The sequence below is a fragment of the Rhodopseudomonas sp. P1 genome, assembly GCF_039642825.1.
Lineage (GTDB): Bacteria > Pseudomonadota > Alphaproteobacteria > Rhizobiales > Xanthobacteraceae > Rhodopseudomonas > Rhodopseudomonas palustris_H.
In genome coordinates, this window is the sequence record NZ_CP088006.1 from 4,750,473 (window position 1) to 4,763,533 (window position 13,061).

Here is a 13,061-nt window from a genome sequence, read left to right on the forward strand (position 1 = left end):
CAACCCTAAAATGATCGGGACGATCGCTTCCCAGAACTGGCGACGGGCCCCATATTCCCGCCATGGCGAAATCTCCCGACTCTTTCGACACCTCCCCGAAAGCCGCAAAGGCCAAATCCGCCGCGCCGAAAGCCCCAAAATCGAAGGCCCACCGGCCCGACGTGAAGCCGATCGGCCCGGCGCTGGCCGAACTTCTGAATCCGGCGCTCAATCGCGGCGACGCGGGTCTCGGCTCCGGCACCGGCTTGCAGCCGCCGCCGGACAATTCGCACGACCGCCGCGGCAGCGAAGCGGCGGTGCATCGCGGCCGCGCTTCGACGCCGAAGGCCGGCGACGGCGCGACGCCGCGGCCGACGGCACTGCAGCCCTATCCGCAGCCGCCCGGCGCGAGTCGGGGCGGCCTGAACGAAGCGCCGCAGGCCAACTACGGCACCGCCGCCACCATTCCGACGCTCGATCCGGAGCTGGCGCGGCAGCTCGGCCTGCCGACCGAGGAGGACGACGCCGAAGCGCTGGCCCGTCCGCCGCGCAGCAAGATGGAGGCGCTCGGCGTCAAGGCCACGGCCGACGCACTGGAGAGCCTGATCCGCGACGGCCGCCCCGAATTCAAGGGCGAGGACGGCGGGGTCAAGCTGTGGGTGCCGCACCGGCCGCCGCGCCCGGAGAAGTCCGAAGGCGGCGTGCGCTTCGTGCTGAAATCCGACTACCAGCCGCGCGGCGACCAGCCGCAGGCGATCAAGGAGCTGGTCGAAGGCATCGACCGCAGCGATCGCACCCAGGTGCTGCTCGGCGTCACCGGCTCGGGCAAGACCTACACCATGGCCAAGGTGATCGAGGCGACGCAGCGCCCGGCCATCATCCTGGCGCCGAACAAGACACTGGCGGCGCAGCTCTACGGCGAGTTCAAGAACTTCTTTCCCGACAACGCCGTCGAGTATTTCGTCTCGTATTACGACTACTACCAGCCGGAAGCCTACGTTCCGCGCACCGACACCTATATCGAGAAGGATTCGTCGATCAACGAGCAGATCGACCGGATGCGCCACGCCGCCACCCGCGCGCTGCTGGAACGCGACGACGTCATCATTGTCGCCTCGGTGTCGTGCATCTACGGTATCGGCTCGGTCGAGACCTACACGGCGATGACCTTCGCGCTGAAGCGCGGCGAACGGATCGATCAACGCCAGCTGATCGCCGATCTCGTGGCGCTGCAGTACAAGCGCACCCAGGCCGACTTCACCCGCGGCACCTTCCGGGTGCGTGGCGACGTCATCGACATCTTCCCGGCGCACTACGAGGATCGCGCCTGGCGGGTGAAGATGTTCGGCGACGAGATCGAGGGCATCGAGGAGTTCGATCCGCTCACCGGCCACAAGCAGGACGAGCTGGAGTTCGTCAAGATCTACGCCAATTCGCACTATGTGACGCCGCGGCCGACGCTGATCCAGGCGATCTCCTCGATCAAGACCGAACTGAAATGGCGGCTCGATCAGCTGCACGCGCAGGGCCGCCTGCTCGAAGCGCAGCGTCTCGAGCAGCGCACCACCTTCGACATCGAGATGATGGAAGCGACCGGCAGCTGCGCCGGCATCGAGAACTACTCGCGGTATCTGACCGGCCGCCGGCCGGGTGAGCCGCCGCCGACGCTGTTCGAATACGTGCCGGACAACGCGCTGGTGTTCGCCGACGAGAGCCACGTCTCGATCCCGCAGATCGGCGCGATGTTCAAAGGCGACTTCCGCCGCAAGGCGACGCTGGCCGAATACGGCTTCCGGCTGCCGTCCTGCATGGACAACCGGCCGCTGCGCTTTGAAGAATGGGACATGATGCGGCCGCAGACCGTCGCGGTGTCGGCGACGCCGGCGGCGTGGGAGCTGAACGAGAGCGGCGGCGTGTTCGTCGAGCAGGTCATTCGCCCGACCGGTCTGATCGATCCGCCGGTCGACATTCGCCCGGCCCGCACCCAGGTCGACGATCTCGTCGGCGAAGTCCGCGCCACCGCGGCGCGCGGCTATCGCACGCTGATCACCGTGCTGACCAAGCGGATGGCCGAGGACCTCACCGAGTTCCTGCACGAACAGGGCATCCGCGTGCGCTACATGCATTCGGACATCGACACCATCGAGCGCATCGAGATCATCCGCGACCTGCGGCTCGGGGCGTTCGACGCGCTGGTCGGCATCAACCTGCTGCGCGAAGGCCTCGACATTCCGGAATGCGCGCTGGTGGCGATCCTCGATGCCGACAAGGAAGGCTTCCTGCGCAGCGAAACGTCCCTGATTCAGACCATCGGCCGCGCCGCGCGAAACGTCGACGGCAAGGTGATCCTGTACGCCGATCAGATCACCGGCTCGATGCAGCGTTCGATCGACGAGACCAACCGCCGCCGCGAGAAGCAGATCGAATACAACACCGCGCACGGCATTACGCCGGAGAGCGTCAAGAAGTCGATCGGCGACATCCTCAACAGCGTGTACGAGCGCGACCATGTGCTGGTCGAGATCGGCGACGGCACGGGCGCCGGCTTCACCGACGACGCCGCGGTGATCGGCCACAATTTCGAGGCGGTGCTGGCGGATCTCGAAACCAGGATGCGCGAGGCCGCCGCCGACCTGAACTTCGAAGAAGCCGCCCGCCTGCGCGACGAAGTCAAACGCCTGCGCGCCACGGAGCTCGCGGTGATCGACGATCCAACTGTGAAACAGCGCGGCGTCGCGGCGAAGGCCGGCAGCTACGCCGGCAATAAGCGCTACGGCGCGGCAGCGAATTTGCCTGCGGAGGCAGGCAAAGGCGGCCGCGGCAAGTCAGGATCACGAGGCGGCGACGCCGCTTCACCCTCCCCCTTGCGGGGAGGGTCGGCCGAAGGCCGGGGTGGGGGTACCCCGAGCACGGCGTCGAAAGTCCACAAGCCCGACCTCGACGAAATGGGCATCGCCGGCTTTCACGAGTTCAAGAAAGTCCAGCGCCCCAAGCCGCGCAAACCCACCCTCGACGAGATGGGCCCTGGCACCGAGAGCAAGATCTATCAGCCGACCTCCAGCCGCGAAGCCGGCCCGGAGTTCGGCCCCTCCCCGCGTAGCACCGGCGGCGCGCCGGGAAAGCGGGGTGGGTGGAAGAAGAGGTAGCTACTTCAAATCTGGCAAAATTGACCCAATTCGATCAGCAGCGTCCTTTGTTCGTCGCTGAACTTGTTGATATAATCGCCCAAGATCATCAGTTATTCGCTTGTGATTATCGGAAGTCAGAGATGAGTTGAACGTCAGCATTAGGTAATCATCCGATCTGGCCACATCACGATTGATGATCGAAAGCTGATTTCGGAATTCGTAAAGCTTCCGTTGAACTGCCGGATTTAGCTTTTGTATCTCAGGAATGTTATTCTCCAGAAAACTGACCTGAAAGGACTTAAGGCTTGCACCCACTCCATCTGCGGCCCTCGCATGTTCGTTTAGATTGCGCACCGTTTCATCACTCGCGGATACAAAGCCTTCAAGAAACCTTACGATATTGGAGCTAGGTTCACTTCCAGAATACCGGGATGCAATCCTCAATGCCCACGTAGCAAAGTCCTTGTCTAGCGTTCCGTGGGACTGAAGAAGCGACAAACTTGAAATCGCGAGTCGAAACTGCAGATCCTCCAACTCAACCTTTAAAGCCGAGACGAATTCCCTTCTTCGCAATAGAGATTTGATCTGATCGGTAACAATCGGTCCCAGCAGCCCGAGCAACCAACCAAGAATAACGTACAGTATTTTTTCAAACACGACAGAATCCTGTTTCTTTTGCAGCTACTACCAGGAGAGCAAGAAATGTCGAGGCCGACAATTTGGAAATTTGATACAGCGGACCATCTCGATAGTGTGGAAATGATCGCCGAATATTTGACCGAGGCCTTCGAATCCGAGGACCCGGAACTGATCACCAAGGCGATCGGAACCGTGGCTCGTGCCAAGGGCGCCGCGGACACGGGATTGTGCCGGGAGAATTTGTATCGTGCGCTCGGCGGCGACGCCGAGCCTGAGTTCGCGACCATCCTTAAAGTGTTGCACGCGCTCGGCATCAACCTGGTAGCGCAGCCGAAGGTGATGTAGGCGGGTCGGCTTTGCGCTCGGCGCGCCCCGCGGCGCCTACGGAAAAGTTCTCTCAGTCAAGATGCTGACCGCCTCTTCCACCTCCCCCCGATCTTCCACCAGCACATACTCCCCGTTGACCAACGTCGCGGCGCTCGCCGTGACCACCGCACGTTTCGGGCAGATGCCGAGGCAGCCGGTGGTGACAAGCTTCGGCCGCTTGCCGCCCTGCGCAGCGGCTGCGTGTTTCAGTTCGGCCTTCAGCGCCTGCTTCAGTTTTTTGCCGCCGTCGATCTTCGACAGGCATTTGCCGCAGATCAGCACCGGCGGCGGGCGTTTCGGGCGGGCGATGGCGGGGGAGGATTTGGCGGGCATGATCGTCATATAGGCACGATCGGGCCGCGTAGGATGGGTTGAGCGCAGCGAAACCCATCGAACTCCACGCGCGTGAATGATGGGTTTCGCTTCGCTCAACCCATCCTACGAAGCCTCATCGGCTGCTCCGTCATTGCGAGGGGCGTAGCGACGAAGCAATCCAGCTCCGTGCGAGCGGCTGGATTGCTTCGCTGCGCTCGCAATGACGGTTTGAGGGCTTCGACCAGGTAACAACGAAGACGTGGATGGCCGGGACGAGCCCGGCCATGACGGCGTGGCGAGGTCGTGAAAAGCAAAAAGAGCGACGCGTGTGGCGCCGCCCTTTTCGATGACTTCAGCAGTGCTGCGCGGGATTGATGGGTTTCGCTGACGCTCACCCCATCGCTACGCGTCCTCCCGCCTCACACCCGCTCGATGATGATCGCCGGGGCCATGCCGCCGGCGGCGCACATCGTCACCAGGCCGCGCTTGAGATTGCGGCGCTCGAGTTCGTCGAGCACGGTGCCGACCAGGATCGCGCCGGTGGCGCCGATCGGGTGGCCCAGCGCGATCGCGCCGCCGTTGACGTTGACCTTGGAGCGGTCGAGGTCGAGGTCGCGCATGAACTTCTCGGCGACCACGGCGAAGGCTTCGTTGATCTCCCAGAGGTCGATGTCGTCCTTGGTGAGACCTGCCTTCTGCAGCACCTTCTTGGCGGCCGGCACCGGGGCGTTGAGCATCAGGGTCGGATCGTCACCGATATTGGCCATCGCCAGGATCTTGGCGCGCGGCTTCAGGCCGTGCTTCTCGGCATATTCCTTCGAGGTGAGCAGCAGCGCCGCGGCGCCGTCGACCACGCCCGAGGAGTTGCCGGCGTGATGCATGTGCTTGATCTCGAGGTCCGGATACTTCTGGTTGATCAGCTTGCGATAGGTGGTGCCCTTGTCGTCGAGCGGATAGTCGGCCATCGCGGTGAAGGCAGGCTTCAGCGCGGCGAGGCCTTCGGCGGTGGTTTCAGGGCGCGGATACTCGTCCTTCGCCAGCACGACCTTGCCTTCGTCGTCGACCACCGGAACGATGCTCTTGTCGAAGCGGCCTTCCTTGATCGCAATCGCGGCGCGGCGCTGGCTTTCGAGGCCGAGCGCATCGAGGGTCTCACGGCTGATGCCTTCCATGCTGGCGATCGCGTCGCCGCAGATGCCCTGGTGCGACTGCGGATGCACCTTGGCGAGGCGGGCGTTGCCCGAGCCCATGCCGAGCGGCGGCTTGCCGGCCGCCATGTCCTCGGCGGCCATCGCGGCGGTCAGCGACATCATCTCGGTGCCGCCGGCAATCACCACGTCTTCCATGCCGCTCATGATCTGCGCCGCGGCGAAGTTCACCGCGGTGATGCCGCCGCCGCAGAAGCGGTCGAGCGTGGTGCCGGAAGCCTTGATGTCGTAGCCGGCGTCGAGCGCCGCCATGCGGCCGAGGTCGCCGCCCTGCTTGCCGCGCTGGGTCGAGGTCGACCAGATGATGTCGTCGACGTCGGCGGTGTCGAGCTTGTTACGTTCGGCGATCGCCTTCAGCACGGTGGCGGCGAGGTGCTGGGGATGCATGTCGGCGAGAGCGCCCTTTCCGACTTTGCCGATGCCGCGGGGGGTGCGGACTGCGTCGATGATGTAGGCGTCTGCCATCTTGTTCTTCTCCCGATGTTGTTTGCGGTTTGTTGGGGCTTGGCGGCGAGATTGTCCGAGACGAGAGCGAAGTCAAGCCGCGGCAGCGATGCCGCACCATGCAATCTGTGGCGCGCGCCGGCTTATGCCGCGCGGCGGAACTGACGAATTGCCAACCGCGGTGCGCCTCTGCATAGTCGCGCGCCAACAAGACACTTCTGGGGGACTACCAACATGGCCGAGGCCGATCTCGACGCGATCATCCGGCAGCTCGCAAAACAGCAGACCAAGGCGCTCACCGCCGCGGTGAAGAAGCGCCGCGACGCGCTGCTGGCCCGCGCCGCCAAGGCCAAGGATGCCGGCGGCAAGGCCCAGGGCAAGGCGCTGGCGACCGCCGCCTACGAGCAGGGACTGGCCGCAGCAAAGCGGCTGCAGACCGCCGCCGACAACGCTGCCGATGCCTACGCCCGCGCGATGCGCAAGGCGGCCGAAGATGCAGCAGCGGCCGCCGCAGCGGCTTCCAAGCCGAAGGCGGACGACAAGCCCAAGCCGACGGCTAAGTCCAAGACCACTGCCAAGCCCAAGGTGACCGCCAAGCCGAAGCCGGCGAAGGCGGCGGCCGACAAGGCCGAGACCAAGCCGGCCAAGACCGACGCGAAGAAGAAGGCGGCCAAGAAGGCCAAGCGCTGAGCCAGCTCGGCTGTTGAGATGGGCGGCTCGTCCGCCCGTCTCGCGCCAGGCCCGCGGCTTGCGCTCCGCATCTCCTCACGATCCGCGAATCAGATGGCGCAGCGCGCCGCCATCTTGCGATGCTGATGCGCCGTGCGGCTCACCGGCCGGTATCGCCTGGCTGAGGTTTGCAGCCTCGGTACGCTATCCGCCTCGGACTATTCCTGGCCCACGCGGGGCGATTACTCGATATCGGGCGCAACTACTCGAAAGTTGCAGAGAAGCCGGCAAAACCATGGCGGTTTGGCCCGTTGAATGCCTGTGAAACGGGCGTTCTGAGCCTGCGAATCTAAATTTGTGCAATGCACAAAAGACGATTGCAATTAGCTCTTAGTGTAACTAATCGGAACGCACAGCGCAGCAAATTGCAAAGGGCAAGGCGACCACCGCGTCGCCAGGTGCCGCTGCTTGCATCGACAATCAACCTTTCCCAACGGGATTGCCAATGACAGAGCATAGTCTCTGGCGGTTCTCGCGTGCATTGCATCGCGCCCTCAACGACCGTCAGACCGAAGACCTCGCCACCATCATCGACGACAATATCGACTGGGCGATCTACGGCCCGATCGACATGTTTCCGTTCTTCGGCGCCCGCCAGGGCAAGGAAGCCGTCCTCGAAGTCTGCCGCCAGATCGCCGACAGCGTGCGGATCTATCGCTATCACCGGGAGTCGGTGATGCTGGGGATCGACTCCGCCGCCTCGATGGTCCGCTACTCGCTGACCGCCGCCGGCACTAACCGGCCGATCAGCGTGCGCATGGCGCTGTTCACGCAGTTTCACGGCGGCCGGCTGACCAATCTGCGGATGGTGCTCGACACCTTCGACCTGGTCGAACAGGCGCTCGGCCGCCCGATCCACCTGCCCAAGATCGCCTGAGACAATCGTCCAAGTTGTGGTGCTGCCGGCGTCTCCCCTGAGGCTGGCAGCCGCGTCGTTAATGGGACGTTGAGGATTGTCGCCGAAACACCGAGACGGCGCCGCAGAACGGCCGCGATGCGGTCAAATTGCGCTGGAGTCATGCGGCGGCAGATTACGTGCGGGGGATCCCCGCGCGGCGTGACGCTCACACAGGGGACCAACCGAATGAACGCCATTCCTTCCGAGAAGATCGAGACCACCGAAACCGACGAGAACCTCGCCGCCGTTTCCGAGGTCGAAGCCGGGATCCGCGACTTCGTCCGCAACGACATCGCCTATCTGCGCCGCCCTTCGGCGACGACCTCGACCACCGACACCGCTGCCGCTCCGGCCGCGACGCTCGGCCTTGAAGGCACTGCCGAAGCCGCGGTGAACAACGTCAATTCGCTGATCCAGCGCGTTGCCGGCACCTCGCTCGGCGAGATCGAAAACCTGATCGGTGAACTGGAGACGCTGCGCGACCTGCTGCACGCCGAAGGTCAGCGGGTTCAGCGCGAGATCTCGAGCTACGCGCAGCTCAGCCAGGCGGCGATGAAGTCGACCCGGATGATCGCCGACAACGTCGCGCAGTGGAAGCGCGCCGCCGAGACCCTGCGTCACGGCTGATCCGGCGTTGCCGGGCGAGCCCGGCAATCACCGCTCTGAAAACGCAAAAGCAGCCATCGCGAGGTGGCTGCTTTTTTGCGTGCGATCTCGGATTTTAGAGAGGATGGCCGGCGGGGACGCCGGCAGCCGCGAGCTTTAAGCTCAGCGGTCGGAGAGCGTGGTCGCGGAGTCGAGGCTGTAGGAGCCCACCGCGTAACCCTTCACAACCATTCCGGTGGTGATCATCACCGCCAGCGTCACGGTGGCGAAGATCACGCCCACCCATTTCAGTCCAGCTTGGTCAGCCATTGTCTTCAATTCCCTCAGCCCTGCGTTCGTCGACCGTGACGCTCGCAGGGTTCACAACGTCTTAATATCCCGGCCGTTCCGGGGCCGTCTCGGTCAAAAGCCTCGCATTTGGTTAAAATGCGAACGGCTGTGTCCCCCTCGCCTCAGTTCACTCCGCGTTCGGCCGGCGCGGCACGAACGCCGTGGCGAGGAACGAGAACACCACCTCGCCGCGCTGATTGATCCCGGTGTTACGGGCCTGCATAATTCCCCACTGCGGCCGCGAATCAGACGGCCGCAGACTTTCGACCTGCTTGTAGTAGGTGATGGTGTCGCCAGCCAGCACCGGCTTGAGCCAGCGCAGCTCGCGAAAACCCGGGGACGGACCGCCGGTCGCAACCAGCTCGCCGCGCTTGGCAGCCTCGGCAGATTCCCGCTGAGCGTCCGCCACCATCAGCTTCATGCACACCGCGGCGACGTGCCAGCCCGAGGCAGCGAGGCCGCCGAACAGCGAGTTCTTGCCGGCCTCCTCGTCGAGGTGGAACGGCTGCGGATCGAACTGCGCCGCGAAGGTCTTGATCGCGTCGGCCGTGAACGTGAACGTACCGACCTCACGGCGTTCGCCGATCGTCATGTCTTCCAGGAAACGCATGGTGATCGTTATCCGTTGCTGCCGGCGCTGGTCGCGTCCGCGTCGCGGCGCTTGACGATGATCGGCGACACCATCTCGCTCAGCATCTGGCCGTGGCCGTTGCGCACGTAGCACTTGAAGGTGACGATCCCGGTTTCGGGCCGGCTCTTCGACACCCGTGCTTCGATCACTTCGACGTCGAGCAGCAGATCGTCGCCGGGGCGCAGCGGCGACATCCAGCGCATCTCGTCGACGCCCGGCGAGCCGAGCGACGCGGTGTCCTTGATGAAGCCGTCGTACATCATCCGCATCATCAGTGACGACAGATGCCAGCCCGAACCCGACATGCCTTTCAGCATCGAGGCGTTGGCGGCGTGGTCGTCCAGATGCATCGGCTGCGGATCGTATTCCGAAGCAAAAGCGATGATCTCCTCGCGCGTCACACGGCGAGGTCCATAGCGGCCGAAGTGGCCGGGCGCGAAATTTTCGAAGAACAGGGTTGTCATGGCATTTGCTGGTGGGAGGCCCGATTGTGGCCGTTATTGCGGTCGATCACAAGCCCATCATTCGGTTTGTTGGGGGAGACCACCGATGTTCAATTTTCGGGACCTGTTTCAATGGGACCGCTTCATCACGCCGACCATCATCAAGACCTTCTACTGGCTGGTGATCGCGTTGACCGTGCTGTTCGGCATTTCCGGCGTGTTTTCCGGGCTGGCGGCGATGGCGGTGAGCCCGTTCGGCGGTTTCATCCTGGTGCTGTCCAGCCTCGCCTCGATCCTGGTCGGGATCGTGTTCTCGCGCATCGTCGCCGAATTCGTGCTGATCGTGTTCCGCATCAACGAACACCTCGGCGCGATCCGCGATCAGCAGGGATTCAGGTGACCACCTCATCGTCATTCCGGGGCGCGAACATAGTTCGCGAACCCGGAATCCAGAGATTGTGGCGAGCAGAGATTCCGGGTTCGCGCTTCGCGCGCCCCGGAATGACTCGCTGAAAGGACGGCGCTCGAAGAGTTTCGCCGTCAGCCTTAGGTATTAAACCTGAAGTGCATCACGTCGCCGTCGGCGACGACGTATTCCTTGCCTTCCAGCCTGAGCTTGCCGCCGTCGCGGGCGCCGGCTTCGCCGCCGAGACGAATGTAGTCGTCATAGGCGATGGTCTCGGCGCGGATGAAGCCCTTCTCGAAGTCGGTGTGGATCACCGCGGCAGCCTGCGGCGCCTTGGTGCCCTTGGTGATGGTCCAGGCACGGGCTTCCTTCGGACCGACCGTGAAGTACGTGATCAGGTGCAAGAGCTCGTAGCCGGCGCGGATCAGGCGGTCGAGACCGGCTTCGTGCAAGCCCAGCGTGTCGAGGAAGTCGGTGCGCTCTTCCTTCGACAGCGTCGCGATTTCGGATTCGATCTTGGCCGAGATCACCACCGCGACCGCGCCCTCTTCCTTGGCGCGCGCCATCACCTGTTCGGAGAAGCTGTTGCCTTCGGCGGCCGAGCCTTCCTCGACGTTGCAAACGTACAGAACCGGCTTGGAGGTCAGCAGCCCGAGCATCCGGAACGCGCGCTCTTCCTCGGGCTTGCGCTCGAGGAAGCGTGCCGGCTTGCCGTCGCGAAGCAGTGTCAGCGCGCGGGTGACCAGCTCGAGCTGCTCCTTGGAATCCTTGTCGCCGCCCTTGGCCTTCTTGGTCAGATTGTCGACGCGCTTTTCGAGACTCTCGAGATCGGCGAGCATCAACTCGGTCTCGATGGTGTCGATATCGGCGAGCGGCGCCACCCGGCCCTCGACATGGGTGATATCGCCGTCCTCGAAGCAGCGCACGACATGCGCGATCGCATCGACCTCGCGGATGGTGGCGAGGAACTGGTTGCCGAGGCCTTCACCCTTGGAGGCGCCCTTCACCAGACCCGCGATGTCGACGAAGGTCAGGCGGGTCGGGATGATCTGCTGCGACTTGCCGACCTCGGCCAGCTTATCGAGCCGCGGATCCGGCACGGCCACTTCGCCGACATTCGGCTCGATGGTGCAGAACGGATAGTTCGCCGCCTGCGCCGCCGCGGTCTCGGTCAGCGCATTGAACAGCGTCGACTTGCCGACGTTCGGCAGACCGACGATCCCGCATTTGAAGCCCATGATATGTCCTGCTGTTCGAGGCCGACGCCGCAACTAAGGTACCGCGTCATACGCGGGCTTGACCCGCGTATCCATCTCCTTCGCGAGACGATGGATCGCCGGGTCGAGCCCGGCGATGACGCTGTTACTTGTTGCTGCCCTTCGGCTCGCCCTTGTCGTTGTCGTAGAAACCCTTCGCCTGCATCGCCAGATGCACCTTGTTGGCGAAGGAGGCGTCCTTACCCTTGGCGATCAGGCCGGCGTTGTCGGCGGCGATCTCGCACAGCGCTTCGACCCATGGCCGCTCGCTCTTGGCGAAATCGCCGAGCACGTGATTGTGCACCAGCTCCTTCGCGCCCGGATGGCCGACGCCGAGCCGCACGCGAAGATAATCGTTGCCGATATGCGCCGAGATCGAGCGCAGGCCGTTATGCCCGGCAATGCCGCCACCGACCTTCACCCGAACTTTCGCCGGCGGCAGTTCGATCTCGTCGTGAAACACGGCGACCTCGCTCTGGCCGATCTTGTAGAAGCTCGTCGCTTCCTGCACGGCGCGGCCAGACTCGTTCATGTAGGTGAGCGGCTTGAGCAGTGTGATGCGCTCGCCGTCGAGCACGCCGTCTGCGGTCTCGCCCTGAAAACGACGGCGCCATGGCGAGAAGCCATGACGCCGCGCGATTTCGTCGATGACCATGAAGCCGATGTTGTGCCGGTTGCCCTGGTACTTCGACCCGGGATTGCCCAACCCAACGAACAGCCGCATGACGCGGAACCCCGCGCCGGATTACTTCTTCTTGGCCGGCGCAGCAGCCGCGGCCGGAGCCTTGGCGGCAGCAGCCGGAGCCTTCGCCGCAGCAGCCGGGGCAGCAGCGGCCGCAGGCGCGGCACCCGCCGCAGCCTTGTCGTCGTTGTAGCCCGACGGCGGCACGATGGTGACCAGCGTGACGTCGTCACGCGACACCGACTTGACGCCGGTCGGCAGCGCGATGTCCGACAGATGCAGCGACACGCCGATGTCGAGGGTCGACACGTCGGCTTCGATGAACTGCGGAATGTTCTCGGCCGGGGCTTCGAGCTCGACGGTGTGGGTGACGATGTTGAAGGTACCGCCGCGCTTCACGCCCGGGGCCACTTCCAGGCCCTTCAGGTGCAGCGGCACGCTGACGCGGATGGTCGCGCCGGCGCCGAGCCGCAGGAAGTCGACGTGGATCGGGAAGTCCTTCACCGGATCGAGGTGATAGTCGCGCGGAATGACGCGATGCTTCTTGCCGTCGAGGACGACGTCGAACACCGTGGTCAGGAACCGGCCGGCGAGAATCCGCAGGCGGAGTTCTTTCTCTTCGACCGAGATCGGCAGCGGGGATTGGTTGTCACCGTAGATCACTCCGGGCACGCGGCCGGCGCGACGCTCAGCCCGGGCGGCCCCCTTGCCGCTCTTCGGACGTGCGGTCGCCTTCAGTTCCAAGACGCTCGTCATCTGCTTAAGTCCTTGATCTGTAAAAAGTTAAAGGCCGCAAAGCGGCCCATTGCACACGTCGCGGCAAGCCTCCAGGGGTGCGGGGGCCGCGGACGTGGCCGGTTTCTAGCCGCAAAGGCCGCAAATGACAAGGAAATCAAGCTTCCCGAGCACGGCCTCATCCTGAGGAGCCCGCGCCGCCCGCTAGGCGGCGGCGGACGTCTCGAAGGATGCGCCCGGGTGTAGGCTGAGCCTCATCGGCCTTC

The 13,061-nt window shown here is 64.0% G+C and carries 15 protein-coding genes; 6 read left to right on the forward strand and 9 right to left on the reverse strand.

Annotation, left to right across the window (positions count from 1 at the left end; genetic code table 11):
- Window positions 1-62 precede the first annotated feature (62 nt).
- Window positions 63-3,125, forward strand: a complete 3,063-nt coding sequence (gene uvrB / locus LRC39_RS21955) for an excinuclease ABC subunit UvrB (RefSeq protein ID WP_346295628.1) — start codon at window positions 63-65, stop codon at window positions 3,123-3,125.
- On the opposite strand, the gene LRC39_RS21960 is transcribed toward uvrB, so the two are convergent.
- Window positions 3,126-3,764 carry a hypothetical protein gene (locus LRC39_RS21960; RefSeq protein WP_346295629.1) on the reverse strand — a complete coding sequence of 213 codons (639 nt, stop codon included), beginning with the start codon at window positions 3,762-3,764 and terminating at the stop codon, window positions 3,126-3,128.
- Window positions 3,765-3,809: 45 nt separating this feature from the next.
- Between LRC39_RS21960 and LRC39_RS21965 the strand changes: the two genes are divergently transcribed.
- Entirely contained in the window at window positions 3,810-4,091 is a 282-nt protein-coding gene (locus tag LRC39_RS21965) for an addiction module antidote protein (RefSeq protein ID WP_346295630.1), read from the forward strand.
- A 36-nt stretch (window positions 4,092-4,127) separates the two neighbouring features.
- Here the strand turns inward: LRC39_RS21965 and LRC39_RS21970 are convergent, their stop codons facing one another.
- Both LRC39_RS21970 and LRC39_RS21975 read right to left on the reverse strand, forming a co-directional pair.
- Window positions 4,128-4,454 (reverse strand): (2Fe-2S) ferredoxin domain-containing protein, encoded by a 327-nt coding sequence (locus LRC39_RS21970; RefSeq protein ID WP_346295631.1) that lies wholly within the window; start codon window positions 4,452-4,454, stop codon window positions 4,128-4,130.
- 392 nt (window positions 4,455-4,846) lie between these two features.
- Window positions 4,847-6,100, reverse strand: coding sequence for an acetyl-CoA C-acetyltransferase (locus LRC39_RS21975; protein WP_346295632.1), 1,254 nt, complete (start codon window positions 6,098-6,100; stop codon window positions 4,847-4,849).
- Window positions 6,101-6,313: 213 nt separating this feature from the next.
- On the opposite strand from LRC39_RS21975, the gene LRC39_RS21980 reads away from it, so the two are divergent.
- From LRC39_RS21980 to LRC39_RS21990, 3 genes are all read left to right on the forward strand, one after another.
- The gene (locus tag LRC39_RS21980; protein ID WP_346295633.1) at window positions 6,314-6,769 is read left to right on the forward strand and encodes a hypothetical protein; all 456 of its coding nucleotides are present in this window, start codon (window positions 6,314-6,316) and stop codon (window positions 6,767-6,769) included.
- A gap of 484 nt (window positions 6,770-7,253) precedes the next feature.
- Window positions 7,254-7,685, forward strand: a complete 432-nt coding sequence (locus LRC39_RS21985) for a nuclear transport factor 2 family protein (protein ID WP_107345925.1) — start codon at window positions 7,254-7,256, stop codon at window positions 7,683-7,685.
- 207 nt (window positions 7,686-7,892) lie between these two features.
- Complete coding sequence (locus LRC39_RS21990; protein WP_107345926.1) at window positions 7,893-8,333, forward strand: hypothetical protein; 441 nt, start codon at window positions 7,893-7,895, stop codon at window positions 8,331-8,333.
- A gap of 141 nt (window positions 8,334-8,474) precedes the next feature.
- Here LRC39_RS21990 and LRC39_RS21995 read toward each other — a convergent pair whose 3' ends face one another.
- The 3 genes from LRC39_RS21995 to LRC39_RS22005 all read right to left on the reverse strand — a co-directional run bounded on the left by LRC39_RS21995 (window position 8,475) and on the right by LRC39_RS22005 (window position 9,737).
- Entirely contained in the window at window positions 8,475-8,621 is a 147-nt protein-coding gene (locus tag LRC39_RS21995) for a hypothetical protein (protein ID WP_199851768.1), read from the reverse strand.
- A gap of 148 nt (window positions 8,622-8,769) precedes the next feature.
- A complete protein-coding gene (locus tag LRC39_RS22000) occupies window positions 8,770-9,252 on the reverse strand; it encodes a MaoC family dehydratase (protein ID WP_011159885.1) in 483 nt (160 codons plus the stop codon).
- Window positions 9,253-9,260: 8 nt separating this feature from the next.
- On the reverse strand, window positions 9,261-9,737 hold the full coding sequence (locus LRC39_RS22005; RefSeq protein ID WP_107345928.1) for a MaoC family dehydratase: 477 nt from the start codon (window positions 9,735-9,737) through the stop codon (window positions 9,261-9,263).
- A gap of 85 nt (window positions 9,738-9,822) precedes the next feature.
- Between LRC39_RS22005 and LRC39_RS22010 the strand changes: the two genes are divergently transcribed.
- Window positions 9,823-10,116: a DUF4282 domain-containing protein gene (locus LRC39_RS22010; protein WP_011159887.1), complete on the forward strand. Its 294-nt coding sequence runs from the start codon at window positions 9,823-9,825 to the stop codon at window positions 10,114-10,116.
- Between the two features lie 146 nt (window positions 10,117-10,262).
- Here LRC39_RS22010 and ychF read toward each other — a convergent pair whose 3' ends face one another.
- The 3 genes from ychF to LRC39_RS22025 form a co-directional block, all read right to left on the reverse strand.
- On the reverse strand, window positions 10,263-11,360 hold the full coding sequence (gene ychF, locus LRC39_RS22015; protein ID WP_264053396.1) for a redox-regulated ATPase YchF: 1,098 nt from the start codon (window positions 11,358-11,360) through the stop codon (window positions 10,263-10,265).
- A gap of 124 nt (window positions 11,361-11,484) precedes the next feature.
- Window positions 11,485-12,102 carry an aminoacyl-tRNA hydrolase gene (pth, locus tag LRC39_RS22020; RefSeq protein ID WP_107356892.1) on the reverse strand — a complete coding sequence of 206 codons (618 nt, stop codon included), beginning with the start codon at window positions 12,100-12,102 and terminating at the stop codon, window positions 11,485-11,487.
- Between the two features lie 21 nt (window positions 12,103-12,123).
- Entirely contained in the window at window positions 12,124-12,816 is a 693-nt protein-coding gene (locus tag LRC39_RS22025; protein WP_107345931.1) for a 50S ribosomal protein L25/general stress protein Ctc, read from the reverse strand.
- Window positions 12,817-13,061 lie beyond the last annotated feature (245 nt).

Bases quoted from the DNA above. Each gene is read 5' to 3' on its own strand.
- uvrB (WP_346295628.1), top strand. From the start codon at position 63: ATGGCGAAATCTCCCGACTCTTTCGACACCTCCCCGAAAGCCGCAAAG.
- LRC39_RS21965 (WP_346295630.1), top strand. From the start codon at position 3,810: ATGTCGAGGCCGACAATTTGGAAATTTGATACAGCGGACCATCTCGAT.
- LRC39_RS21970 (WP_346295631.1), bottom strand. From the start codon at position 4,454: ATGACGATCATGCCCGCCAAATCCTCCCCCGCCATCGCCCGCCCGAAA.
- LRC39_RS21975 (WP_346295632.1), bottom strand. From the start codon at position 6,100: ATGGCAGACGCCTACATCATCGACGCAGTCCGCACCCCCCGCGGCATC.
- LRC39_RS21980 (WP_346295633.1), top strand. From the start codon at position 6,314: ATGGCCGAGGCCGATCTCGACGCGATCATCCGGCAGCTCGCAAAACAG.
- LRC39_RS21985 (WP_107345925.1), top strand. From the start codon at position 7,254: ATGACAGAGCATAGTCTCTGGCGGTTCTCGCGTGCATTGCATCGCGCC.
- LRC39_RS21990 (WP_107345926.1), top strand. From the start codon at position 7,893: ATGAACGCCATTCCTTCCGAGAAGATCGAGACCACCGAAACCGACGAG.
- LRC39_RS21995 (WP_199851768.1), bottom strand. From the start codon at position 8,621: ATGGCTGACCAAGCTGGACTGAAATGGGTGGGCGTGATCTTCGCCACC.
- LRC39_RS22000 (WP_011159885.1), bottom strand. From the start codon at position 9,252: ATGCGTTTCCTGGAAGACATGACGATCGGCGAACGCCGTGAGGTCGGT.
- LRC39_RS22005 (WP_107345928.1), bottom strand. From the start codon at position 9,737: ATGACAACCCTGTTCTTCGAAAATTTCGCGCCCGGCCACTTCGGCCGC.
- LRC39_RS22010 (WP_011159887.1), top strand. From the start codon at position 9,823: ATGTTCAATTTTCGGGACCTGTTTCAATGGGACCGCTTCATCACGCCG.
- ychF (WP_264053396.1), bottom strand. From the start codon at position 11,360: ATGGGCTTCAAATGCGGGATCGTCGGTCTGCCGAACGTCGGCAAGTCG.
- pth (WP_107356892.1), bottom strand. From the start codon at position 12,102: ATGCGGCTGTTCGTTGGGTTGGGCAATCCCGGGTCGAAGTACCAGGGC.
- LRC39_RS22025 (WP_107345931.1), bottom strand. From the start codon at position 12,816: ATGACGAGCGTCTTGGAACTGAAGGCGACCGCACGTCCGAAGAGCGGC.